The sequence below is a fragment of the Curtobacterium sp. BRB10 genome, from assembly GCF_031844325.1.
GTDB classification, from domain to species: domain Bacteria; phylum Actinomycetota; class Actinomycetes; order Actinomycetales; family Microbacteriaceae; genus Curtobacterium; species Curtobacterium poinsettiae_A.
On record NZ_JAUZVA010000001.1, the window covers coordinates 455,359 to 477,134 of the forward strand.

The 21,776-nt window shown below is 71.5% G+C and carries 23 protein-coding genes; 15 read left to right on the forward strand and 8 right to left on the reverse strand.

The features are described 5' to 3' along the window. Nucleotides 1-79 precede the first annotated feature (79 nt). Together Q9R26_RS02250 and Q9R26_RS02255 are read left to right on the forward strand one after the other, a co-directional pair. Nucleotides 80-1,489 carry an MFS transporter gene (locus Q9R26_RS02250; protein ID WP_182066110.1) on the forward strand — a complete coding sequence of 470 codons (1,410 nt, stop codon included), beginning with the start codon at nucleotides 80-82 and terminating at the stop codon, nucleotides 1,487-1,489. Nucleotides 1,490-1,622: 133 nt separating this feature from the next. Then, the gene (locus Q9R26_RS02255) at nucleotides 1,623-2,399 is read left to right on the forward strand and encodes an endonuclease/exonuclease/phosphatase family protein (protein ID WP_209133889.1); all 777 of its coding nucleotides are present in this window, start codon (nucleotides 1,623-1,625) and stop codon (nucleotides 2,397-2,399) included. A gap of 574 nt (nucleotides 2,400-2,973) precedes the next feature. On the opposite strand, the gene Q9R26_RS02260 is transcribed toward Q9R26_RS02255, so the two are convergent. Genes Q9R26_RS02260 through Q9R26_RS02270 form a run of 3 tightly spaced genes read right to left on the reverse strand, consistent with a single transcriptional unit; the run spans nucleotide 2,974 to nucleotide 5,704 of the window. Beyond that, the gene (locus tag Q9R26_RS02260; protein ID WP_017888525.1) at nucleotides 2,974-3,648 is read right to left on the reverse strand and encodes a methionine ABC transporter permease; all 675 of its coding nucleotides are present in this window, start codon (nucleotides 3,646-3,648) and stop codon (nucleotides 2,974-2,976) included. Next, entirely contained in the window at nucleotides 3,645-4,754 is a 1,110-nt protein-coding gene (locus tag Q9R26_RS02265) for a methionine ABC transporter ATP-binding protein (protein WP_209133887.1), read from the reverse strand. Before Q9R26_RS02265 ends, Q9R26_RS02260 begins: the two co-directional genes overlap by 4 nt. Further along, nucleotides 4,754-5,704 carry a MetQ/NlpA family ABC transporter substrate-binding protein gene (locus tag Q9R26_RS02270; protein WP_209133885.1) on the reverse strand — a complete coding sequence of 317 codons (951 nt, stop codon included), beginning with the start codon at nucleotides 5,702-5,704 and terminating at the stop codon, nucleotides 4,754-4,756. The genes Q9R26_RS02265 and Q9R26_RS02270 overlap by 1 nt, the downstream gene beginning before the upstream one ends. Nucleotides 5,705-5,871: 167 nt before the next feature. Between Q9R26_RS02270 and Q9R26_RS02275 the strand changes: the two genes are divergently transcribed. Continuing rightward, nucleotides 5,872-6,381 (forward strand): 2'-5' RNA ligase family protein, encoded by a 510-nt coding sequence (locus Q9R26_RS02275; protein WP_182066114.1) that lies wholly within the window; start codon nucleotides 5,872-5,874, stop codon nucleotides 6,379-6,381. Nucleotides 6,382-6,403: 22 nt separating this feature from the next. Here the strand turns inward: Q9R26_RS02275 and Q9R26_RS02280 are convergent, their stop codons facing one another. From Q9R26_RS02280 to Q9R26_RS02290, 3 genes are all read right to left on the reverse strand, one after another. Next, entirely contained in the window at nucleotides 6,404-7,651 is a 1,248-nt protein-coding gene (locus Q9R26_RS02280) for a D-arabinono-1,4-lactone oxidase (protein ID WP_311226446.1), read from the reverse strand. 108 nt (nucleotides 7,652-7,759) lie between these two features. Continuing rightward, nucleotides 7,760-9,241 (reverse strand): MDR family MFS transporter, encoded by a 1,482-nt coding sequence (locus tag Q9R26_RS02285; protein WP_311226447.1) that lies wholly within the window; start codon nucleotides 9,239-9,241, stop codon nucleotides 7,760-7,762. 168 nt (nucleotides 9,242-9,409) lie between these two features. Next, entirely contained in the window at nucleotides 9,410-9,691 is a 282-nt protein-coding gene (locus tag Q9R26_RS02290; protein ID WP_071247546.1) for an acylphosphatase, read from the reverse strand. Nucleotides 9,692-9,835: 144 nt separating this feature from the next. On the opposite strand from Q9R26_RS02290, the gene Q9R26_RS02295 reads away from it, so the two are divergent. From Q9R26_RS02295 to Q9R26_RS02325, 7 genes are all read left to right on the forward strand, one after another. Further along, on the forward strand, nucleotides 9,836-10,543 hold the full coding sequence (locus Q9R26_RS02295) for an NrtR DNA-binding winged helix domain-containing protein (protein WP_311226448.1): 708 nt from the start codon (nucleotides 9,836-9,838) through the stop codon (nucleotides 10,541-10,543). A gap of 8 nt (nucleotides 10,544-10,551) precedes the next feature. Further along, on the forward strand, nucleotides 10,552-11,823 hold the full coding sequence (gene nadA / locus Q9R26_RS02300; protein WP_209133875.1) for a quinolinate synthase NadA: 1,272 nt from the start codon (nucleotides 10,552-10,554) through the stop codon (nucleotides 11,821-11,823). Nucleotides 11,824-11,855: 32 nt separating this feature from the next. Beyond that, nucleotides 11,856-13,592, forward strand: a complete 1,737-nt coding sequence (locus Q9R26_RS02305; protein WP_311226449.1) for an FAD-binding protein — start codon at nucleotides 11,856-11,858, stop codon at nucleotides 13,590-13,592. Further along, nucleotides 13,589-14,512 (forward strand): carboxylating nicotinate-nucleotide diphosphorylase, encoded by a 924-nt coding sequence (gene nadC / locus Q9R26_RS02310; RefSeq protein WP_311226450.1) that lies wholly within the window; start codon nucleotides 13,589-13,591, stop codon nucleotides 14,510-14,512. Before Q9R26_RS02305 ends, nadC begins: the two co-directional genes overlap by 4 nt. Before the next feature lie 2 nt (nucleotides 14,513-14,514). Then, nucleotides 14,515-15,654 carry a cysteine desulfurase family protein gene (locus tag Q9R26_RS02315; RefSeq protein ID WP_311226451.1) on the forward strand — a complete coding sequence of 380 codons (1,140 nt, stop codon included), beginning with the start codon at nucleotides 14,515-14,517 and terminating at the stop codon, nucleotides 15,652-15,654. A 79-nt stretch (nucleotides 15,655-15,733) separates the two neighbouring features. Further along, nucleotides 15,734-16,000, forward strand: coding sequence for a hypothetical protein (locus tag Q9R26_RS02320; RefSeq protein WP_209133867.1), 267 nt, complete (start codon nucleotides 15,734-15,736; stop codon nucleotides 15,998-16,000). A 217-nt stretch (nucleotides 16,001-16,217) separates the two neighbouring features. Then, the gene (locus Q9R26_RS02325) at nucleotides 16,218-16,508 is read left to right on the forward strand and encodes a hypothetical protein (protein ID WP_259579617.1); all 291 of its coding nucleotides are present in this window, start codon (nucleotides 16,218-16,220) and stop codon (nucleotides 16,506-16,508) included. Between the two features lie 22 nt (nucleotides 16,509-16,530). Here the strand turns inward: Q9R26_RS02325 and Q9R26_RS02330 are convergent, their stop codons facing one another. Further along, on the reverse strand, nucleotides 16,531-16,998 hold the full coding sequence (locus Q9R26_RS02330) for an MSMEG_6728 family protein (RefSeq protein WP_311226452.1): 468 nt from the start codon (nucleotides 16,996-16,998) through the stop codon (nucleotides 16,531-16,533). Between the two features lie 88 nt (nucleotides 16,999-17,086). On the opposite strand from Q9R26_RS02330, the gene Q9R26_RS02335 reads away from it, so the two are divergent. Next, nucleotides 17,087-17,683 carry an NAD(P)H-dependent oxidoreductase gene (locus Q9R26_RS02335; protein WP_209133865.1) on the forward strand — a complete coding sequence of 199 codons (597 nt, stop codon included), beginning with the start codon at nucleotides 17,087-17,089 and terminating at the stop codon, nucleotides 17,681-17,683. A 192-nt stretch (nucleotides 17,684-17,875) separates the two neighbouring features. Here the strand turns inward: Q9R26_RS02335 and aroQ are convergent, their stop codons facing one another. Beyond that, the gene (gene aroQ / locus Q9R26_RS02340; protein WP_209133863.1) at nucleotides 17,876-18,319 is read right to left on the reverse strand and encodes a type II 3-dehydroquinate dehydratase; all 444 of its coding nucleotides are present in this window, start codon (nucleotides 18,317-18,319) and stop codon (nucleotides 17,876-17,878) included. A gap of 142 nt (nucleotides 18,320-18,461) precedes the next feature. Here aroQ and Q9R26_RS02345 point away from each other — a divergent pair, with 142 nt between their 5' ends. The 4 genes from Q9R26_RS02345 (at nucleotide 18,462) to Q9R26_RS02360 (ending at nucleotide 21,741) form a co-directional block, all read left to right on the forward strand. Continuing rightward, entirely contained in the window at nucleotides 18,462-20,132 is a 1,671-nt protein-coding gene (locus Q9R26_RS02345; RefSeq protein ID WP_071405106.1) for a sodium:solute symporter family protein, read from the forward strand. A gap of 22 nt (nucleotides 20,133-20,154) precedes the next feature. Further along, nucleotides 20,155-20,490, forward strand: coding sequence for a hypothetical protein (locus Q9R26_RS02350; RefSeq protein ID WP_027466303.1), 336 nt, complete (start codon nucleotides 20,155-20,157; stop codon nucleotides 20,488-20,490). A 176-nt stretch (nucleotides 20,491-20,666) separates the two neighbouring features. Then, nucleotides 20,667-21,083, forward strand: coding sequence for a VOC family protein (locus Q9R26_RS02355; RefSeq protein WP_311226453.1), 417 nt, complete (start codon nucleotides 20,667-20,669; stop codon nucleotides 21,081-21,083). Nucleotides 21,084-21,120: 37 nt separating this feature from the next. Continuing rightward, the gene (locus tag Q9R26_RS02360) at nucleotides 21,121-21,741 is read left to right on the forward strand and encodes a DNA-3-methyladenine glycosylase I (RefSeq protein ID WP_311226454.1); all 621 of its coding nucleotides are present in this window, start codon (nucleotides 21,121-21,123) and stop codon (nucleotides 21,739-21,741) included. Nucleotides 21,742-21,776: the final 35 nt, after the last annotated feature.

Below are 21,776 nucleotides of genomic sequence, written 5' to 3' on the forward strand. Positions count from 1 at the left end.
GTGCCGCGCTCGGTGTCCCGTCCGGTGGGCGACCCGTCCGTGACGGAGCGGACGTCCGCGGGCATAGTCTCGATGGGCGATGACGACGACGGCGACGACACCCAGACGACGGACCGGCAGCACGGCGGTCGCCGTGCTGGTGGCCGGGACCTTCTTCATGGAGCTCTTGGACGGCACGATCCTGGCGACCGCCGCCCCGGCGATGGGGCGTGACCTCGGGGTCGACTCCGCCGCCGTGGGCGTCGCGATCACCGCGTACCTCGTGACCCTCGCGGTGTTCATCCCGGTCTCCGGCTGGCTCACCGACCGGATCGGCTCCCGGACGGTGTTCGCCGGAGCCATCGCGCTGTTCACGATCGCGTCCGCCCTGTGCGCGCTGTCCACCGGGCTGGTCGAGCTGACGCTGTGGCGCATCCTGCAGGGCCTCGGCGGAGCGCTCATGGTGCCCGTCGGCCGGCTCGTCGTGCTCCGGAGCGCCGGGCGTGAACAACTCGTCACCGCCATCGCCATCCTGACCTGGCCGGCCCTCGCCGCACCGATCATCGCGCCGTTCATCGGCGGGGTCCTCGTCGAGACGCTGACGTGGCACTGGATCTTCCTCATCAACATCCCGCTCGGCGTCGTCGCCTTCGTCGCCGCCCTGGTGCTCGTGCCGCAGGAGCGCGCCGCACAGCGCGTGCCCTTCGACTGGTTCGGGTCGCTGCTCGCCTGCGTCGGGCTCGGCTCGCTCGTGGTGATGGCCTCGCTGCTCGCGCTGGAGATCGTGCCGGTCACCGCGGTCGTCGTCTCCGGGGTCCTCGGCGCGGTGTGCTGCTGGCTCGCGATCCGGCACTTCCGCCGCGCTCCGCACCCGATCATGGGGCTCGACGCGTTCCGACTCGAGACCTTCCGGGTGTCACACGCCGGCGGCAGCCTGTTCCGCCTGGCGGTGTCCGCGGTGCCGTTCGTGCTGCCGCTGCTGTTCCAGGACGCCTGGGGCTGGAGCGCCGTGCTCGCCGGTTCCGCGGTGCTCTGGGTGTTCGTCGGCAACCTCGGCATCAAGCCGATGACGACGCCGTTCCTCCGCTGGTTCGGGTACCGCCCGGTGATCATCGTGTCGTCGGCCGTCGCCGCGCTGACCGTGGTCGCGATGGCGTTCATGACCGAGGACACCCCGTTCTGGCTGCTCGCCGTGCTGCTCGTCGTCAGCGGTGCGGCCCGATCCGTGGGCTTCACGGCGTACAACACGATCGCCTTCGCCGACGTCGAACAGGCCGACATGACGCCCGCGAACACGCTGTCGTCGACGCTGCAGCAGACCGCCGCGGGTTTCGGTGTCGCCGTCGCCGCCGTGGTCATCCGTGCGGCCTCCGGGCTGGGCGGCGACGGACCGTACACGGCCGCGTTCTGGGTCATCGCCGCCCTGCTCGTGGTCGCCTGCGTCGAGGGCATCCTGATGAGTCGCACAGCGGGCGACACCGTCCGCCCGGTCCGCCGTGTCCGCGCCTGATCCCGCCGCTGTCCGTTTCCGTCACGGTCACACGGACGAAACCCGGCAGGCGTTACAGTCTCAGCAACCGTCCGCGGTACCCGAGTACGGTGACCGCGGCAGGGTGACCGGAACACCCGGACAGGAAGGCAGCATGGCCGCGCCAGAGCAGCAGAGCACGATCGCACCAGAGCAGACCGTGCAGCCCACGCAGCTCCGTGTCGTCAGTTACAACCTCCGCGAGCACACCGCGAACAGCGAGCTCGCCGCACTGGCCGAGGCGTCCGAAGCCGACGTCCTGTGCGTGCAGGAGTGCGACAGCAACGACCTCGCACCGTCGATCGGCGGCCTCTCGCTCGCCGCGTCGACCCGCACCAACCGACTCGGGCTCGCGATCTACAAGCGCGACGACCGCTTCGAGGTGCAGGACTTCAGCATCCACTCGCTGCAGAAGTCGCTGCACGACCGGGTCCTCGCCCCCGCGCACGAGCGGCTCATCGCGATGCACCTGCGCGACACCGAGGCCGATGCCGAGGTCGTCGTCGCCTCGTTCCACGCCTCGCCGCTCACCGCGACGAACTCCCTGCGCCGCAAGCAGATCGAGGCGGCGCACCAGTTCCTGCGCGAGCTGGCGAAGGACGTCCCCGCCGTCATGGTCGGTGACTTCAACTACCCGTGGTTCCAGACGAACCTGCGCCGCAAGATCGAGCAGCACGGCTTCGCCCTGTCGCTGTCCGACCAGCCGACGTACCTGCGCTACCGCAAGTTCACGGGCCACTTCGACTTCGCGACGAGCGTCGGCCTGCACATCGCAGGCGTCGAGACCCTGCCGGCCGGCATCTCCGACCACCGTCCGATCCTGGTCCGTGCCCACTACGAGCACCCCGGCGAGACGGGCGCCGTCACCACCGTCGAGGCTCCCGCAGCCTGACCCGTGTCATCGGCCGCTGGCTGATCGGCACCGAGGTCGCACGACGTGCCGCGGGGGTGCCGCCGAGTGGTCACGAACTGTCGGTTGCGGGGGCGTAGGGCGACGACTCGTGCGACTTCGGCGGAGGTGCGCGGGAGTCGTGACCGCTCGGCAGGGGGCCGTCGGGCGCGTCGGCGGCGCGTGCCGAGGTCGCACGACGTGCCGCGGGGGTGCCGCCGAGTGGTCACGAACTGTCGGTTGCGGGGGCGCCGGCCGACACTTGGTCCGACCTCGGCGGAGGTGAGCGGGGAGTCGTGACCGCTCGGCAGCGGGCCGTCGGGCGCGTCGGTAGCTCGTGCCGAGGTTGCACGACATGCCGCGTGCGCGGCATCGAGTGGTCACGAACTGTCGGTTGCGGGGGTGTCGGGCGACGGTTCGTGTGACCTCGGCGGAGATGAGCGGGGAGTCGTGACCGCTCGGCGGACGACGCTGGGCGCGTCCGTCGGGGCGCGGCGACGCACCGGAGGCCCGGTGCCGGTCTCGCGGACCGGCACCGGGCCTCCAGGCGGTCGCCCGCAGAGCCCGCGAGCCCGCATCAGCGACGCAGCGTCGCCCGCGCCAAGCGGTTGCCGATGAACTGGCCGAGCTGCACGATGACGACGATCGCCGCCACCGAGACGTAGACCACCCACCAGTCGTAGCGCTGCGAGCCGTAGGTGATCGCGTACTCACCGAGCCCGCCGCCACCGATCAGCGCACCCTGTGCCGTCATGTCGACGATGCCGATGTAGATGAACGTGTACCCGAGGATCAGGGGGCCGAGGCCCTCGGGGATGAGCACGGTCAGCAGGATCGAGACCGGATGCGCACCCGAGGCCCGCGCTGCCTCGACGACGCCCGGGTCGACCGACAGCAGGTTCTGCTCGACGATCCGGGACACCGCAAAGGCCGCGGCCAACGAGATCGCGAAGGTCACCGCGGGGACACCGATCGTGGTCTGCACGACGACCCGCGACAGCGGCGCGATCGCGGCGAGGAAGATCACGAACGGGATCGGGCGGATCAGGTTCACGAACACGTTGAGCACCGTGTACGCGGTGCGGTTGCCGAGCACGTTGCCCGGCCGCGTCGCGTAGAGCAGCAGGCCGAGCGCGAGACCGATGACCCCGGCGATGACCAGCGAGATCAGCGACATCACGATGGTGTCGCGGATGGCGGCGAGGAAGACGTCGAACGTGTCGATCACGCTCTGGAACGAGTTGTTGTTCACGCGGCGGCCTCCTCGTCGGTCGTGACGCCGTCGGCGCGGAGTGCGGCGATCGCGGCGTCGATGGCACCGGACGCACCGGACCCGCCGGACGCACCGGATCCGCCCGACGCACCGGATCCGCCCGACGCACCGGACCCGCCGCCGGCGTCGCTCAGCTCGTAGGTGAGCGAACCGATCCGACGTTCCCGGATCTCGCCGACCCCGCCGTAGACGAGCTCGGCGGTGACCCCGGCGGCGCGGAAGGCGGCGTCGATGCGGTTCTGCAGCCCGGCCTCGTCGGTGATCTGCACCGTGACGAGTCGACCGGGGTGGCGGTCCCGCAGGCGCCGGAGCGTCTCGGGGGAGGGCCGGTCGTGCAGCGCGGTGCGGACGAAGCGCTGCGCGGCGCCGGTCTTCGGCGTCGAGAACACGTCGTAGACGTCCCCGACCTCGACGACCCGCCCCTGCTCCATCACGGCGACCCGGTCGGCGATCTGCCGGACGGCGTCCATCTCGTGCGTGATGACGATGATGGTGACGCCGAGCTCCCGGTTGACCCGGCGGAGCAGCGCGAGCACCTCGGACGTGGTCTCCGGGTCGAGGGCGCTGGTCGCCTCGTCGGCGAGCAGCAGGTCGGGCGACGCGGCGAGGGCGCGGGCGATGCCGACGCGCTGCTTCTGCCCGCCGGACAGCTGCTCCGGGTAGGCGTGGGCACGCTCGAGCAGGCCGACGAAGTCGAGCAGCTCGGCGACGCGACGGTTCCGCTCGGCCTTCGGCACACCGGCGACCTTGAGCGGGTACGCGACGTTGCCGGCGATCGTGCGGGACCGGAACAGGTTGAACTGCTGGAAGATCATCCCGATGTTGCGACGCGCCAGACGGCGGTCCCGCTCGGGGATCGCCGTCAGCTCGCGGCCTGCGACGGTCACCGTGCCGGAGCTCGGCAGTTCCAGCGCGTTGACCAGGCGGACCAGGGTGGACTTGCCGGCACCGGAGTACCCGATGACGCCGAGGACCTCTCCCTGGTGCACGTCCAGGGAGACGTCCTCGACGGCCACCACGGTCTCGCCGGTGTCGGCGCGGCGGTAGTGCTTCGAGACGCCGCGGAGTTCGACGAGGACCGGCACTACTGCTTGGCCGCCTTCGCGTCCTGCTCGACCTGGGCGAGCTCGTCCTGCAGCTCCGCGGCGCTCTCGTCGCGGGCGACGGCCTCGGGCAGGTCCTTCGCGAAGGCCTGCTGCACGGCGTCGTCCTGGAACAGCTCCGCCAGGTCGAGGTAGGTCTTGTTGTCCTTGTCCTCGTCGCGGACGGCGAACACGTTCACGTACGGGGCGGCGCTCGCGCTCGAGGGGTCGTCCTGGTAGATCGCGTCCGAGATCGGCAGGCCGGCGGCGGTGGCGAAGTTGTTGTTCACGACGGCGGCGGCGACGGAGCCCTGCTGCAGCGCGTTCGCGGTCTGCGAGGCGTCGAGGGGCTGGACGTCGACCTTCTTCGTCTCGATGTCGTCCGCGGTGGAGAACGCCGAGCCGCCGTCCTTCAGGGTGATCAGGTCGGCAGCCTGCAGGATCAGGAGCGCACGGGCCTGGTTGATCGAGTCGTTCGGGATCGCGACCTTCGCGTTCGCGGGCAGCTCGGACGGCTTGTCGTACTTCGTCGCGTAGAGCGGCAGCGGGTACACGGCGGTCGAGCCGATCGGCTGCAGGTCGTCGTCCGAGGTGACGTTGTAGTCCGCCAGGTACTGGATGTGCTGGAACTGGTTGATGTCCAGCTGGCCGTCCTTGAGGGCGGGGTTCGGCAGCGAGTAGTCCGAGAAGTTCGTCAGCTTGACCGTGACGTCGAGCTTGTCCTTCGCGAGCTTCGTGTACGTGCTCCAGTAGCCGAGCGACTTGTCCGCGACACCGATCGTGACGGTCTTCGGGGCGGCGTCACCTGCGGCACCGGCGTCGTTGCTCCCGGAGCGGACGGCTCCGACGATCACGGCGACGACGATCGCCACGACGACGATCGCGGCGGCGACGATCCAGCCGATCGGGCGCTTGCCCTTCGGCTTCTCGGGCAGTGCGGGGGCTGCGGACATGCTGGTGCTCCTCGTGGGCCGTGCGTGTGGGGGAGCCGCGGTGGTCCGCGGCGTGGAGACGAGTGTGACGTGCGGTCCGCCCCGGTGCGAGTTCCGTTCCGTCGTGTTACGCAGCACTCGACCTGCGTCGCGGGACGCGTCCCGACACGACTTGGTTGACTCGGATCGTGCGCAGCATCGAACTCGTCCTCGGTCCGGAGTCGGACGCCGCCGTGCGGTCCGCCTGGCAGGCCCTGATCGACGCCGACCTGCCGAGCCTCGGTCGACACCCGTCGCCGTCGAACGCCCCGCACGTCACCCTGGCCGCAGGGGACACGCTGCCCGTGCCGGCGGGGTTCCGCACGTCGGTGCCGACCGCGATCCGGCTCGGCGGGCTGCTGCTCTTCCCCGCGGGTGCCGGCCGGTCGGTCCTCGTGCGCGCGGTGGTCGTCGACGCGGCGCTCACGACCTTCCACGGCGAGGTGCACGCGGTCGCGCCCGGCGGCGTCGAGACGTCGGTGCCCGGGCACTGGTCACCGCACGTCACGCTGGCCCGCCGGGTGCGTGACGAGGACCTGCCGCGCGCCGTTGCTGCACTGCGCGCCGTGCCGCTGCCGGAGACGCTCGAGGTCGGCGGCGTCCGGCACTGGGACGGCGAGACGCGGACGATCACGCCGCTCGCGTTCACGACCGACTAGCGGGCGCGGCCTGGAGGCCGGGTCAGGTCCCGAGCACCCGCTCGCCGAACGCGGATGCGAACGTCCGCTCCGGGTCGGCCCGGGCGACGAGGTCGCGGAAGTCCGCCAGCCGCGGGTACAGCCCGGCGATCGCCGCGTGGTCGAGCGAGCTCATCTTGCCCCAGTGCGGTCGGCCGTCGAAGGCAGCGAGCCGGGACTCCAGGTCGGGCAGGAGCGCGGCGACCTCGGTCGGGTGCTTCTTCCAGGTGAACGCGATGCAGAGGACGACCTCGCCCTGGGTCGGGCTGAGCCAGAGGTCGTCGGCGGCCATCGTCCGGAGTTCGCACACGTGCAGGTGCGGCTGGATGCGGTCGGCCAGCCCCCGGAGCGCGTCGAGGGCCGCCGCCGCGTGCCGGAGCGGCACGAAGTGCTCGCTCTGCACCTCCGACCCGTGGCTCGGGACGGAACCGATCGGGAAGTGCGGCAGGCGGTCCCACCACGGGCCGACCGAGCCGTCGCGCGCGGTCCGGTGGTCATCGCCGGGGGTGCCGGGCAGACGGCGTGCGTCGGCGAGCGCTTCCGGCACCGGGACGTCCTCGGCGCCCTCGGGCACGCGCGACTTCACCAGGACCTCGGTGATCGCGTCGCCGAACACCGTGTAGGCGCACACCGAGTACGCGGCGGCGTGCACCTCGGCGACGTTCGCCGTGAAGGTGTCCCAGGGGATCGCGCCGTAGACGTCCTGACGCATCCGGTAGGCCGGTTGGACGTCGAGGGTCACCCGGGTCACGATGCCGAGCAGTCCGAGGTGCAGCACGGCACCGTCGAACGCGGGGTCCGTCCGGTCGACCGTCCGGGCGGTGCCGTCCGGACCGAGCACCTCGAACGCGCGCACCGCGGTGGCGAGCGAGCCCAGTGTCGTCCCGGAGCCGTGGGTACCCGTCGCGACCGCACCGCCGACCGAGATGTGCGGCAAGGATCCCGTGTTGTGCAGGGCGAACCCGGCACGGTCGATGTCGGCCGCGACGTCGCCGTAGCGGGTGCCGGCCCCGAGCGTGACGGTGCGGTGCTCGGCGTCGACGACCAGGTCGGTGGGGATGCCGGTCAGGTCGAGCAGGGTGCCCGCGGTGTCGGCGACGTCGTTGAACGAGTGTCGGGTTCCGAGGCCGTGCACCCGATCGGCGTCGGCCACGACCTGGGCGGCCTCGTCGATCGACGACGGGCGGACGACCCGCTCGGCCGTGTACGTGACCGTGCCGGACCAGTTGAGCTCGCTCGTCGTCGACCGCATGGCGCCCACCCTGCCACGCGGTCGGGAGACGGGCGCGGGCCGGGCGCCGCTCCCGTCACGGGTTCGGTGCCCGGCCCGGCTCGTCGGTCAGTGCGCGAGGCCCGTCGGTCAGTGCACGGGCGGGGGCGTCGGCGCGCCTTCGGGGACCTCAGGCCGGCGGACGAACACCGACGCCAGGATGCCGAACAGCGAGATGATCGCGCCGACCGTGAAGGCTGTGCCGACGCCCGACGCGGTGGTCACCTGGACCCCACGGGCACCGGAGCCCTCGACGGCGGTGGCCGCACCGATCGTCAGCAGCGTGACGAACAGGGCGGTGCCGGCCGCACCGGCGAGCTGCTGCGCCGTACCGAGCACCGCGCTGCCGTGCGAGTACAGCTTCGGGGGCAGCCCGCCGAGCGCCGCGGTGAACAGCGGCGTGAAGGTCAGGGCCAGGCCGATGCTCAGCACCACGTGCGCACCGAGGACGAACCACACGCTGGTGTCGACGCCGACGGTGGAGAGCGCCCAGAGCACGGCGCTGACGATGATCGATCCGGGGATGAGCAGCACGCGCGGGCCACGGCGGTCGTAGATGCGACCGACGATGGGGGAGAGCAAGCCCATCAGCAGACCGCCGGGGAGCAGCAGCAGGCCGACCTGCAGGACCTCGAGGCCGAGCACGCGCTCCAGGTAGATCGGCAGCAGGATGAGCGTGCCGAACATCGCCATGAAGCTCAGGCCCATCGCGACGATCGGCACCGTGAAGCCACGGGTGCGGAAGGTGCGGAGGTCGAGCAGGGCGCTGTCGGTGCGCTGCAGGCGCGTCTGCCGGACGATGAACACCGCGAGGGCGACGGCGCCGACGACCAGGGCGGTCACCGGGACGAGCGGACCGGTCGCGCCGGCCTCACCGATGCTGGACAGGCCGTAGACGATGCCGCCGAACGCGAAGGCGGAGAGGACGACCGAGACGACGTCGATCGGCGCCTTGCGCGGCGTCGAGACGTTCTGCACCTTGACCATGCCGAGGACGAGCGCCGCGATCGCGATGGGCAGCACGAAGCCGAACAGCCACCGCCACGAGAACGCGTTGAGGATCAGACCGGAGATCGTCGGGCCGACGGCCGGCGCGACCGAGATGACGATCGAGATGTTGCCCATGATGCGACCGCGGTGCGCGGGGTCGACGAGGGTCAGGACCGTCGTCATGAGCAGCGGCATCATGATCGCGGTGCCGCTGGCCTGCACGATGCGGCCGACGAGCAGGACGGTGAAGCCCGGCGCGAGCAGGGCGATCAGCGTGCCGACCGAGAACAGGCCCATCGCCCAGACGAACACCGGTCGGGTGTTGAAGCGCTGCAGCAGGAACCCGGTGATCGGGATGACGACCGCCATGGTGAGCAGGAAGCCGGTGGTCAGCCACTGGCCGGTCGCGGCGCTGATGTCCAGGTCGTCCATGAGCCGGGGCAGGGCCACGCCCATGATGGTCTCGTTGAGGATGACGACGAACGCGGAGACGAGCAGCAGCCCGATCACGAGTCGGGTCTCGGCAGCGGACGGCTGCGAGACGCTTCCCGTGCGGGGGGCGGAATCGACGGCCTGGGTCATGCGGGTGCTCCTGGTGGGTCACGACGGGTGGAACGGGTGTGGCGCAGGACGCGCAGACAGGCCAACTCCCTGAGTGGATGCGATTATTCCGCTTCGCTCGTGACATCCGCAGGTGGACGATCGGTGCCGAGCGCGACACGCGCCGGCACCGATCCCACGCACGTCCGCTCAGTGCAGGATCGCGAACCCGTCGGCGTCACCGTGCGGCACGACCGAACGCAGGCTGACGTCGGTCACGGTCGCCGACGGCGGCCCGGTGCGCAGGCACTCGACCAACGAGTCGACGGCGACCGAGGGTCCCTCCGCCTCGACCTCCACCGTGCCGTCCCAGAGGTTCCTCGCGTAGCCGACGAGGTCGAGCCCGTCCGCCTTCCGAGCGGTCCAGTACCGGAAGCCGACCCCCTGGACCGTCCCCGACACCACGGCATGCACCCTCGTCACCGTCGTCATGTCCTCCACGCTAACCGCGGCTGCCCCGGGGGAGTTTTCGGCCAAGTGACGATCTGTTTCCGGCTCGTGACGAGCACACCGCGACGGCAGTGATAGTGTCATCTCAACCCGAACACTTCGAGTCAGATTGACACTATCTCCACCATGGACGAAACAGGCATCCGCGTCGCGGTCTCCACTGTGATCGTCGCCCTGCGCCCGCACCCCGACACCGGGGCCCCGGCGCTGTGGATGCCGCTCGTCCGCCGTGTCGCCGAACCGTTCGAGGGATCCTGGGCGCTCCCCGGCGGCTGGGTCGGCGTCGCCGAGGGCCTCGAGGACTCCGCGGCCGCCCGACTGCGCGAGACGACGAACGTCCAGCCGCGGTACCTCGAGCAGCTCTACGCGTTCGGTGAGGTCGGACGCTCCCCGAACCGGGTCGTGTCGATCGTGTACTGGGCGCTCGTGCACGCGGACGAGGCGAACGTCGTGCCCGACGACTGGAACGTCCGGTGGTTCCTGGCCGACGAGCACCCGCCGCTCGCCTTCGACCACGACCGCATCGTGGAGTACGCCCTGTGGCGACTGCGCAACAAGATGTCGTACTCGCGGATCGCGCAGGCGTTCCTCGGTGACCGCTTCACCCTCACGGAACTCCGGGGCGTGTACGAGGCGGTGCTCGGCCGAGCACTCGACCCCGCGAACTTCCGTCGGCAGGTCGAGAAGACCGACGCGGTCCTGCCGACCGACGAGACCACGAGCGGGGGCCGGCACCGTCCGGCCCGGCTGTACCGCTCGAACCCCGACCTGGCCTACGCGGACAACGGCCCGCTGCAGACCGGGGCAGATCAGCACCAGCAGCGGAACCGATAGGAAGCCCCGTGTCCATCGCCACGACGATCGAACTCATCTCCAACGGCAAGGCCGGCGGCAGCACCTGCACGCCCGACCTCGCGATGCCGACCTGGGACTTCGACTCCCGCCCCGGGTACGGCCCGGGTTCGTCGATGTCCGACGTCATCCCGACGAGTGCCCCGCGCCAGGGTGTCCTGCCCGACGAGTACAAGACGGCCCCGACCGACGAGCTCCACGAGCGCATCGAGCGGGCGAAGGCCACCCTCGGCGACCGGGTCGTCGTCCTCGGGCACTTCTACCAGCGCGACGAGGTCGTCCGGCACGCGGACTTCCTCGGCGACTCGTTCCAGCTCGCGAACGCCGCCCTGACGAAGCCCGACGCCGAGGCGATCGTGTTCTGCGGCGTGCACTTCATGGCGGAGACCGCCGACATCCTGGCGCGTGACGACCAGCGCGTGATCCTGCCGAACCTGGCCGCCGGCTGCTCGATGGCGGACATGGCCGACATCGACAGCGTCGAGGCCGCGTGGGCGGAGCTGACGGCCGTGTACGGCACCGAGCCCGACGCCGACGGCCGCGTCCCCGTGATCCCGGTCACCTACATGAACTCCGCCGCCGACCTCAAGGCCTTCTGCGGTCGCAACGGCGGCATCGTCTGCACCTCGTCGAACGCCGCGACGGTGCTCGAGTGGGCCTTCGAGCGCGGGCAGCGGGTCCTGTTCTTCCCCGACCAGCACCTCGGCCGCAACACCGCGAAGGCGATGGGCATCAGCACCGACCTGATGCCCATGTGGAACCCGCGCCTGCCGGGCGGGGGCAACACCGCCGCCGACCTGCTCGAGGCGAAGGTCATCCTCTGGCACGGCTTCTGCTCGGTGCACCGCCGCTTCACCGTCGACCAGATCGACCAGGCCCGCCGCGAGCACCCGGGCGTGCAGGTCATCGTGCACCCCGAGTGCCCGATGGCCGTCGTCGACGCCGCCGACCACGCCGGCAGCACCGACCTGATCCGGAAGACCGTCGCCGCGGCCACCGAGCCGACGACCTTCGCGATCGGCACCGAGATCAACATGGTGAACCGGCTCGCCGCCGAGTACCCGCAGCACACGATCTTCTGCCTCGACCCGGTCGTCTGCCCCTGCTCGACGATGTACCGGATCCACCCGGGCTACCTCGCCTGGGTGCTCGAGGCACTCGTCCGCGGCGAGGTCCTCAACGAGATCGTCGTCCCCGCCGACGTGCAGGCCGACGCCAAGGTGGCGCTCGAGCGCATGCTCGCCGCCAAGCCCCGCGGCTGAGACGCGGACCCGACCGAACGAGGGAGACCACCGTGCACGTCGTCATCGTCGGCTCCGGCATCGCAGGCCTGACCGCAGCGATCCGCGCCAGTGCCCTGCACGACGTCACCCTGGTGACGAAGGGGGCGCTCGCCGACAGCGCCACCGCGTACGCCCAGGGCGGCATCGCGGTGGCGCTCGGCGCCGACGACTCCGCGGCGCTGCACCAGGCCGACACCCACGTCGCCGCGGCGGGCAGCGCCGACGCCCGGGCCGTCGAGGTCCTGTGCACCGACGGCCCGGCCCGCGTCCGCGACCTGCTCGCCCTCGGGGTGCCCTTCGACCGGTCGTCGGACCGGGCGACACTCGACCGGTACGGCGACGACCTCGCCCGCGGTCGCGAAGCCGCGCACGGCCGGTGGCGCGTCGTGCACGCCGACGGCGACGCGACCGGGGCCGCCATCGAACGCACCCTCATCGCGGCACTGCACCGACGGCACGTCACGATCCTGGAGCGCACGAGCCTGACCGACCTCGTCGTCCGCGACGGGGTGGTGGTCGGCGTCGACGTCCTCGACCTGCTCGGGGAACCCCGCCGGCTCGACGCCGACGCCGTCGTCATCGCGTCCGGGGGAGCCGGACACCTGTACCGCGAGACGACGAACCCCCTGGTGGCGACCGGTGACGGGGTCGCCGCCGCCTGGCGCGCCGGTGCCGTCCTCGCCGACCTGGAGTTCGTCCAGTTCCACCCGACCCGGCTGGCCGTCCCCGGCGGCGGCCTGGTGTCCGAGGCCGTGCGCGGTGAGGGCGCCGTCCTCCGCGACGCGGCCGGACACCGCTTCATGACCGACGTGCACCCGGACGCCGAGCTCGCTCCGCGTGACGTCGTCGCCCGGGGGATCGCCGCCGCGGTGCGCGACCAGGGCGGCGCACCCGTGCTCCTCGACGCCACCGGCCTCGACGCCGCGTTCCTGGTCACGCGGTTCCCCGGACTCACCCGGGCCACCCGCGCCGCCGGGTTCGACTGGACCCGCGAAGGCGTCCCCGTCGCACCGGCCGCGCACTACTCGATGGGCGGCATCGCCACCGACGCCGAGGGCCGCGCCAGCCTGCCCGGCCTGCTCGCCGTCGGCGAAGCCGCCTGCACCGGGGTCCACGGCGCCAACCGGCTCGCCTCGAACTCCCTGCTCGAGGGACTCGTCTTCGCGGTCCGCGCAGCGGACGCGGTCGCCGCACCGCGACCCGGCCTGCTCCGCCTGCGCGGGGACGCCGGTCTCCACGTCACCAGCGTGCCCCGAGCGGCCGACGTGATCCGTTCTTCTCCACACCTGCTCGGCCGTCACGCCGCTCCGCAGGCTCCTCAGCGCGCCGGAACCGGCAGGCGTGGGCCCGGTCCGACCCTGCCTGGAGGCGCGACCCACCTCGACGACGTGGGTGCCGTCCGGCAGGCGGTCCAGTCCGTCATGACGGACCGCGTCGGGCTGCTCCGTGACGCCGTCGGGCTGGCGAGCGCGCGCCGCGAGCTCGACGCGCTGACCGCGCCGACCGGCGGCGGCGTGCGCGAGCACGAGGACCGTGCGCTGCTCGACCTGGCCCGACTCGTCGCGCTCGCCGCCGAGGCCCGCACCGAGTCCCGTGGGGCGCACGCCCGCACCGACCACCCCGACACCGACCCCACCGCCCCGGCCTCGTACGCCTGGGTCGCCGACCACACCGACGCACACCCCGACGAGCACACGGACGAACGTGCCGACGGCTCCGCAGTCGTCCCGCAGGAGGTACCCGCATGACCACCGACCCCGGCATCATCCCGCCGCACGCGCTCCGTCGCGTGATCGAGACCGCGCTCGAGGAGGACGCGCCCTGGGGCGACGTCACCAGCGAGACCCTGATCCCCGTGGAGGCGACCGCGACCGCGACCCTCGGCGCGCGCGAGCCGGGCGTGCTGAGCGGCGGGGCGGTGTTCGTCGCCGTGATGCACGCCGTCGACCCGTCGATCCAGGCCGTGGTGCACGTCGCCGACGGCACGCACTTCGCGGCGGGCGACGTCCTCGCGACCGTGACCGGGTCGGCGCGGGCCGTGCTGCGGGCCGAACGGGTCGCCCTCAACCTGGTGCAGCGGATGTCGGGCATCGCGACGACCACCGCGGCGCACGTCGCGGCCGCCGCGGGCACCTCGGCGCGGATCGTCGACACCCGGAAGACGACGCCCGGCCTCCGAGCACTCGAGCGGTACGCCGTCCGGTGCGGGGGCGGACACAACCACCGCACCTCGCTCTCCGACGCCGTGCTCGCCAAGGACAACCACCTGGCGGTGCTCCTGGCCGGTGGTGTCGGCATCGGCGACGCGATCACCGAGGCCCGCCAGCGACTCGGGCACACCGTGCACGTGGAGGTCGAGGTGGACCGGATCGACCAGATCGAACCCGTCGTCGCGGCCGGGGTCGACACGGTCATGCTCGACAACTTCACGCCGGACGAACTCGTGACCGGGGTCGGCATCGTCGCCGGACGCGCGCTCGTCGAGGCCTCGGGCGGGGTGTCGCTCGACACCGTCGCGGCCATCGCGGCCACCGGTGTCGACGTCATCTCGGTCGGGGCGCTGACCCACTCGGCGCGGGCGCTCGACCTCGGGCTCGACATCGACGTCGCCGTGCCGACGGAGCACGCGGCGCCGACGGAGCACGTCGCGGTGCCCGTGCGGGACTAGCCGTGTTCTACCTGGACCGCGCCGCCACCACCCCGGTCCGCCGAGAGGTGCTCGAGGCGATGTGGCCCTACCTGACGGGGGTGTTCGGCAACCCCTCGTCGACGCACGGGGTCGGGGACCAGGCCGCCCGGGGACTCGCCGCCGCACGGACCGCCGTCGCCGGGGTGCTCGGGTGCCGGCCTGCCGAGGTCGTCTTCACCACCGGCGGCACCGAGGGGGCGAACACCGCGATCAAGGGGATCGCCCTCGCCACGCCCCGCGGTCGGCACGTCGTCACCAGCGCGACCGAGCACGAGGCGGTGCTGGAGAGCTGCGCGTACCTCGCCCGCTTCCACGACTTCGACGTCACCGTGCTGCCCGTCGGGCGGGACGGCCGCGTCGACCCGGCGGTGCTGCGCGCGGCACTCCGACCGGACACCACGCTCGTCTCGATCGCCCACGCCGACAACGAGATCGGCACCGTGCAGGACGTCCCCGCGCTCGCGGCGGTGGCGCACGAGGTCGGGGCGCGGTTCCACACCGACGCCGTGCAGTCCGCACCCTGGCTGCCGATCGGTCTGGGGCCCCTCGGGGTCGACGCGCTGTCGCTGTCGGGGCACAAGCTGGGCGCACCGAAGGGCACCGGTGTGCTGGCCGTGCGCGCCGGCGTCCCGCTCGAGCCGCTGCTGCACGGCGGGGGACAGGAACGGGGGCGGCGGTCCGGCACCGAGGACGTGGCCGGTGCCGTGGCGGTGGCGACCGCCCTCGGGATGGCGGCGGAGACCGTGCGGTCGGGGGAGGGCGCGGCGATCACCGTGCGCGACGCGGTGCTCGACGGCGTGCTCGCCGCGGTCCCCGGCGCGTTCGTCACCGGTTCGCGGGAGCACCGGCTGCCCGGGCACGCGTCGTTCTGCTTCCCGGGCGTCAACGGCGAGACCGTCCTGCTCGAGCTCGAGCAGCGTGACGTGGTGTCGTCGTCGGGCAGTGCCTGTGCTGCGGGCAGCACCGAGGCCTCCCACGTGCTCACGGCGCTCGGGATCCCGGAGGACGTGGCCCGCACCGCGCTCCGCCTGACGTTCGACGTGGCCCTCGCGGCTGACGACGTCCCGGTCGTCGTCGAGGCCGTGGCCGACGCCGTGGCGACCGTCCGCGCTCTCGGCTGAGGTGTACTAGACGTTCTACTCCATCTCTGGGTACGTGTCCCCCCTTCTGCGGACAACCGATCTGCGTCAGAGTGTCGTCATGGCGAACGCGATGATGACCCGGACGCGACGGGACGACCGCTTCCGAGCGGTGCAGCTCCTGCCGGCGCCGGCCACCCTCGTCGCGCTCGCCCTGGCAGCGCAGCACGACCTCGGCACGGCCCCGCTGGGGGTCATCGCCGTGGTCGGAGCGCTCGCGACCGCCGGGAGTGCCCTGCTCCCGATGGTCCGGCCAGCAGCCGCCCTCCGGTCGATGCCCGCACCGACCGAGACGGACCGGTACCGAGAGGACACCGAACACCCTTGAGGTCCACCACCGTGCGGTTCCCCTGAACCGAGCCGCGCGGTGGACCAGACCGGATGTCGACCCCCTGATCGACGTCCGGCGCGGGGCGCGACGTTCCCCCTGTCGTCGTGTCCCGCCGTACACCGCGATCCCGCCGTGGGTCGACGTCCGCACCCCTGAGCGGCGTCGGTTCCCCTGCAGCCCACGGCGGGGTCCGGTTCCCCGGTAGCGTCGTCGCGTGCCCTCGTACCGCGTGACCCTGGCGATCGGTGCCCTCGCGCCCGGCACGGCACCGGACGCCGTCCTGCCCGCCGCGGCCGCACTGGTGCGCGAACGCGCCGTCGTCGAGGCCGAGGACGTCCGGCTGCTCCGTGGCGTCCCGTGCGCGGTCGTGCGCTTCGAGGCCGACGACGACCGTGTCGCCGCGGCCGTCCGCGACGCCGTGGTCGACGGACTGCGGGACGCGGTCGAGATCCGCTCCGACGTCGTCACCCGGCGTGAGGGTGGTCGCTGGATCCCGGTCGCCTGACGGCCAGGCGGTCGCCCGACGGTCAGACGGTGCGGGTCGCCGGTTCGGGGGTCCCCGGCCAGACGTAGTCCAGGTCGTCGGGCACGTCCGGGAACAGCTCCCGGTAGTGCTCCGGCGCCTTCTGCACGAGCTTCGACCGGTGCGAGACGTGCAGGGCCTCGTCGTCGTTCCACGGCGGGATCGGCACGTCGCCGCGCTCGTACGCTGCCAGGTCCTCCGGCACACGACCCAGGTCGAGCAGGGTCTTCTCGAGGCACGTGTCGGCGTACCCGCGCTCGGCCCAGACGCGGCACGTGGCCTCCTGGTACGCCATCAGCGCCGGACGGTAGCCACGCCACATCGCCGTCACCGGGTGGTGCTGCCAGCCGTAGTCGGGGAGCGTCAGGGCGCGCATCACCTGCAGGGTCTCGACCCGCTGCTTGCCGAGCCGCCGGTCGTCGAGGACCTCGGCGGATGCCCGGAAGTCGGCGTACGGCAGGAAGGTCTGCATGGCGTGGACGCTACCCCGACCGACTGGCACCCGACACATGTCGTCACGAACGTGCCGCCCGCGCCGGCAGCGTGTGAGCATCGACCGCATGAGCGGAGAACTGGTCGTCGGTGTCAGTGGCAGCCCATCGGACCCCTCGCGGACCTCGACCCTGGTCGCGGCGACGGTGGCCCGGCTGGCCGAGGAGATCGACGGCGCCCGGACCGAGACGATCGAGATCGGCCCGCTGCTCGCCGACCTCGGAGCGGCCTCGGGTCGCGAGACGATGTCCGAGCGCACCCGCCGGGCCCTCGAGACGGTGGAGGCCGCGGACGTGCTCGTCGTCGGCAGTCCGGCCTTCCGAGCGGCCTACTCCGGCGCCTTCAAGCTGTTCTTCGACTGGGTCGGCCAGTACGACCTCGTCGACACCCCGGTGCTCCTGACCGCCACCGGCGGCAGTGACCGACACGCCCTGCTCGTCGAGCACCAGATGCGCCCGCTGTTCGGGTTCTTCCAGTCCACGACCCTGCCGCTCGGGGTGTTCGGGAACGAGCGGGACTTCGCCAAGCGCGAGGGTGGCTACGACATCGCGAGCGTCGACCTGGAACTCCGCATCGACCAGGCAGTGCGCCGGGCCGTGCCGCTCATCCGCGGCGGCTTCGCCACCGCCGGCCTGACCGACGTGCGGCGCCCCGCCGAGTTCTGATCCGCGCGCACTGCGCTTCCGGGCGTACCTGGCGCTTCCGGGCGTACCTGGTCGGAACTTCTCACCAGGTGTGCCCGGAACCACCAGGCATCGCGCGTGCCACGGGAAGGAACGGGCGCGACCCAGCGTGACCAGCAGGCGGACGGGAGGCCCGTGGCGACGCCGCCACGGGCCTCCCGTCCGGTCGTCAGCTCAGCTGAGCAGGGACGCGACGTGCGCGACCGCCAGGCGGTAGCCGTCGGCGCCCGCGCCGGCGATGACCGCCGTTGCGGCGGTGGCGACGTGGTCGACGTGGCGGAACGGCTCGCGCTTCCACGTGTTCGACAGGTGCACCTCGACGACGGGGACCCACAGTGCCTCCACCGCGTCGTGCAGCGCGACCGAGGTGTGCGCGTAGGCGGCGGGGTTGATGACGACCGCGGCGAAGCCGTCGAGCGCCTCGTGCAGCCACTCGACGAGCTCGCCCTCTCGGTTCGTCTGGCGGAAGTCGGCCTCGAGCCCGTGCACGGCCGCCTCGGTGTGCACGATCGCCTCGATCTCGGCGAGCGTCACGGTGCCGTACTGCTCCGGGTCACGGCGGCCGAGGATGTCGAGGTTCGGGCCGTTGAGGACGAGGATGCGCGACGCGTCGGTCATGGGCCGAGCGTAGCGAACCGGGGGAGCGCTGCGCGGCTCGAGGGATGCATGTGCTGGCTATGTGAACGGTCACAAATCGGTGTAACGTCTCCGTCCGGGTCGGCAGAGTTGTCGACTGCAACACACTGACGTGGAGATGTGAATGGTTCTCGCTGCAGCGAACGAAGGGATCCGGCTCGACTTGGGCTGGGTCGACTACCTGATGATCATCGTGTACTTCGCGGTCGTCATCGGGATCGGGTTCACCGCCCGCAAGCAGGTCCGGACGAGCATGGACTTCTTCCTGTCCGGCCGCTCGATGCCGGCGTGGATCACGGGCCTGGCGTTCGTGTCCGCGAACCTCGGTGCCACCGAGATCCTCGGCATGGCGGCCAACGGTGCCCAGATCGGCATGGCCACCCTGCACTACTACCTCGTCGGTGCCGTGCCCGCGATGGTGTTCCTCGGCCTCGTGATGATGCCGTTCTACTACGGCTCGAAGGTCCGCTCCGTGCCGGAGTTCATGCTGCGCCGCTTCGGCAAGGCGCCGCACCTGGTGAACGCGATCGCGTTCGCGGTGTCGAACGTGCTGATCGCGGGCATCAACCTGTACGCGATGGCCATCGTCATCGAGGCCATGCTCGGCTGGCCGGAGTGGCTGGCGATCATCGTCTCCGCCGGATTCGTGCTCGTCTACATCACCCTCGGCGGGCTCTCGAGCGCGATCTACAACGAGGTCATGCAGTTCTTCGTCATCATCGCCGGGCTCATCCCGCTGACGATCGTCGGTCTGCACCGCGTCGGCGGCTGGGACGGCCTGTCGAAGGCCATCACCGAGACCCAGGGCGTGCAGCACCTGCAGGCCTGGGCCGGCACCGGTTTCGGAGACGTCACCAACCCGATCGGCGCCAACTGGCTCGCCATCGTGCTCGGCCTGGGCTTCGTGCTCGGGTTCGGCTACTGGACCACGAACTTCACCGAGGTGCAGCGCGCGTTCTCGGCGAAGAACATGTCGGCGGCCCGTCGCACCCCGCTCATCGCCGCGATCCCGAAGCTCTTCATCCCGGCCATCGTCGTGATCCCCGGCCTCATCGCCGCGGCCGTCGTGGGCAACCAGTTCGCCGACGGCACGCTCACCTACAACGACGCGATCCCGAAGCTCATCCAGATGTACCTGCCGACCGGTGTGCTCGGCATCGCGGTGACCGGCCTGCTGGCGTCCTTCATGGCCGGCATGGCGGCGAACGTCTCGTCGTTCAACACCGTCTTCACCTACGACATCTGGCAGCGCTACATCCGCCCGAACATGCCCGACCTGCACTACCTGAAGACCGGCCGCTGGGTCACCGTCGTCGGCGTCGTGGTCGGCATCGCGACCGCGTTCATCGCGGCCCAGGCGTCGAACATCATGACGTACATGCAGACGCTGTTCTCGTTCTTCAACGCACCGCTGTTCGCCGTGTTCATCCTCGGCCTGCTGTGGAAGCGCATGACGACGCAGGGAGCGCTCTGGGGCTACGTCCTCGGCATCGTGACCCCGACGATCACCTGGATCGCCTACCTGGTCAACCCGGACCTGTTCGCCACCGCGACCGCGGAGACCCTGTACGGCGCGATCATCTCGTTCGTCACCGTGCTGGTCGTCGGCTTCGTCGTCTCGATGCTCACGAAGCCGAAGGACGAGAAGGAGCTCGGTGGGCTCGTCTACGGCGTCGGCAAGATCGACCTGCACGGCGACTCGGTCGCGACGGACACCGCCTGGTACCGCTCGCCCGCCCTGCTCGGCACCGTCGCGCTCGTGCTGTGCGTCGTCCTGTACCTCCCGTTCCTCTGATCCGCGAAGGAGACCACTTCTCATGAGTGACACCACCACCCCCGGCGCGATGACCGAGGAGCAGAAGGCAGCCCTCGTCCGCTCCACCCGCCGACTCGACCTGCGCCGCATCCTCGGCGGCCTGTTCGTGCTCTACGGCGTGATCACGACCATCGTCGGGATCGTGCACTGGAACACCGACCCCGAGAAGACCGGCGGGATCCACATCAACCTGTGGGTCGGGATCTCGCTGCTCGTCGGCGGCGGCCTGTTCTTCCTCTGGGACCGCCTGAACCCGGTGCCCGCCGAGGACATCATCGGCCAGGCAGAGGCCGAGTCGCACCAGCGTGCCGCGGGCGAGGGGCGCGAGCTGGCCTGAGGCCGCTCGGGTCGGGCGTCCCCGGCCTGACGCAGAACGACGAAGTCGCTGTCGCACGACAGCGACTTCGTCGTTTCCGGCCTCGGTGACGGACGCCTCGACCGGTTGGTTCCCCCACGAAACGGTTGCGCGCTGCTCCAGGCGGGTCCAGGTTGAGCGGGACGAAAGGAACCGCCATGGACACGATGGTCTTCATCAACCTGCCCGTCACGGACCTCGAGCGCTCGAAGGCGTTCTACGAGGCACTCGGGTACTCGATCAACCCGGCCTTCAGCGACGACACCGCGGCGTGCGTGGTGGTGTCCGAGTCGATCTACATCATGATCCTGACGACGGCGAAGTTCGCCGAGTTCACCGACAAGACGATCGCCGACGCCGACACGATCGAGGTCATCAACTCGCTCAGCGCCCCGTCGAAGGAGGACGTCCACCGGGTCGTCGACGCCGCGGTCGCCGCCGGGGGCACCGAGGACCGGCCGGAGATGGACCTCGGCTTCATGTACCAGCGGAGCTTCACCGACCCGGACGGACACCGCTGGGAGTACGTGTGGATGGACGAGCAGGCGACGCAGGACGGCCCGCCCGCCGAGTGAGCCAGGCGCTGTCGGCGGCGCCCGCCAGGATGGTCGCATGAGCACCGAGCCCCTCGACGCCCCGCCCGTGCCCGACCTCGTCACCGGCGACGACGGCCTCGCCCGGCCGGTCTGGGCGTCGTCGGACGCGCTCCTGCGCGAGTACTACGACGCCGAGTGGGGCATGCCCGTCCGCGACGAACGCGGGGTGTTCGAACGGCTCTCGCTCGAGGCGTTCCAGTCGGGTCTGTCGTGGCGCACGATCCTCGCGAAACGACCGGCGTTCCGTGCAGCCTTCGCGGACTTCGACGCCGAGACCGTCGCTGCCTTCGGCGAGGACGACGTCGCACGGCTGATGGCCGACGCCGGGATCGTCCGGAACCGCGCGAAGATCCTCGCGACGGTCACCAACGCGAACGCCACGATCGCCCTGCGGCAGGACGGTGGTCTCGCCGACTTCGTGTGGTCGTTCCAGCCGGCGACCACGCCCGAGCCACGGTCGTCCGCCGAGGTGCCGACCAAGTCGGACGAGTCCCTCGCCCTGTCGAAGGCGCTGCGGAAGCGCGGCTTCGCCTTCGTCGGGCCGACGACGATGTACGCCCTGATGGAAGCGCTCGGCATCGTCGACACCCACCTGGTCGGCAGCCACCGGCGCGGGACCTCCGGCGTCTGGAGCTGACGGGCGGACCCAGCCCAGCCCATCCCGGCCCAGCC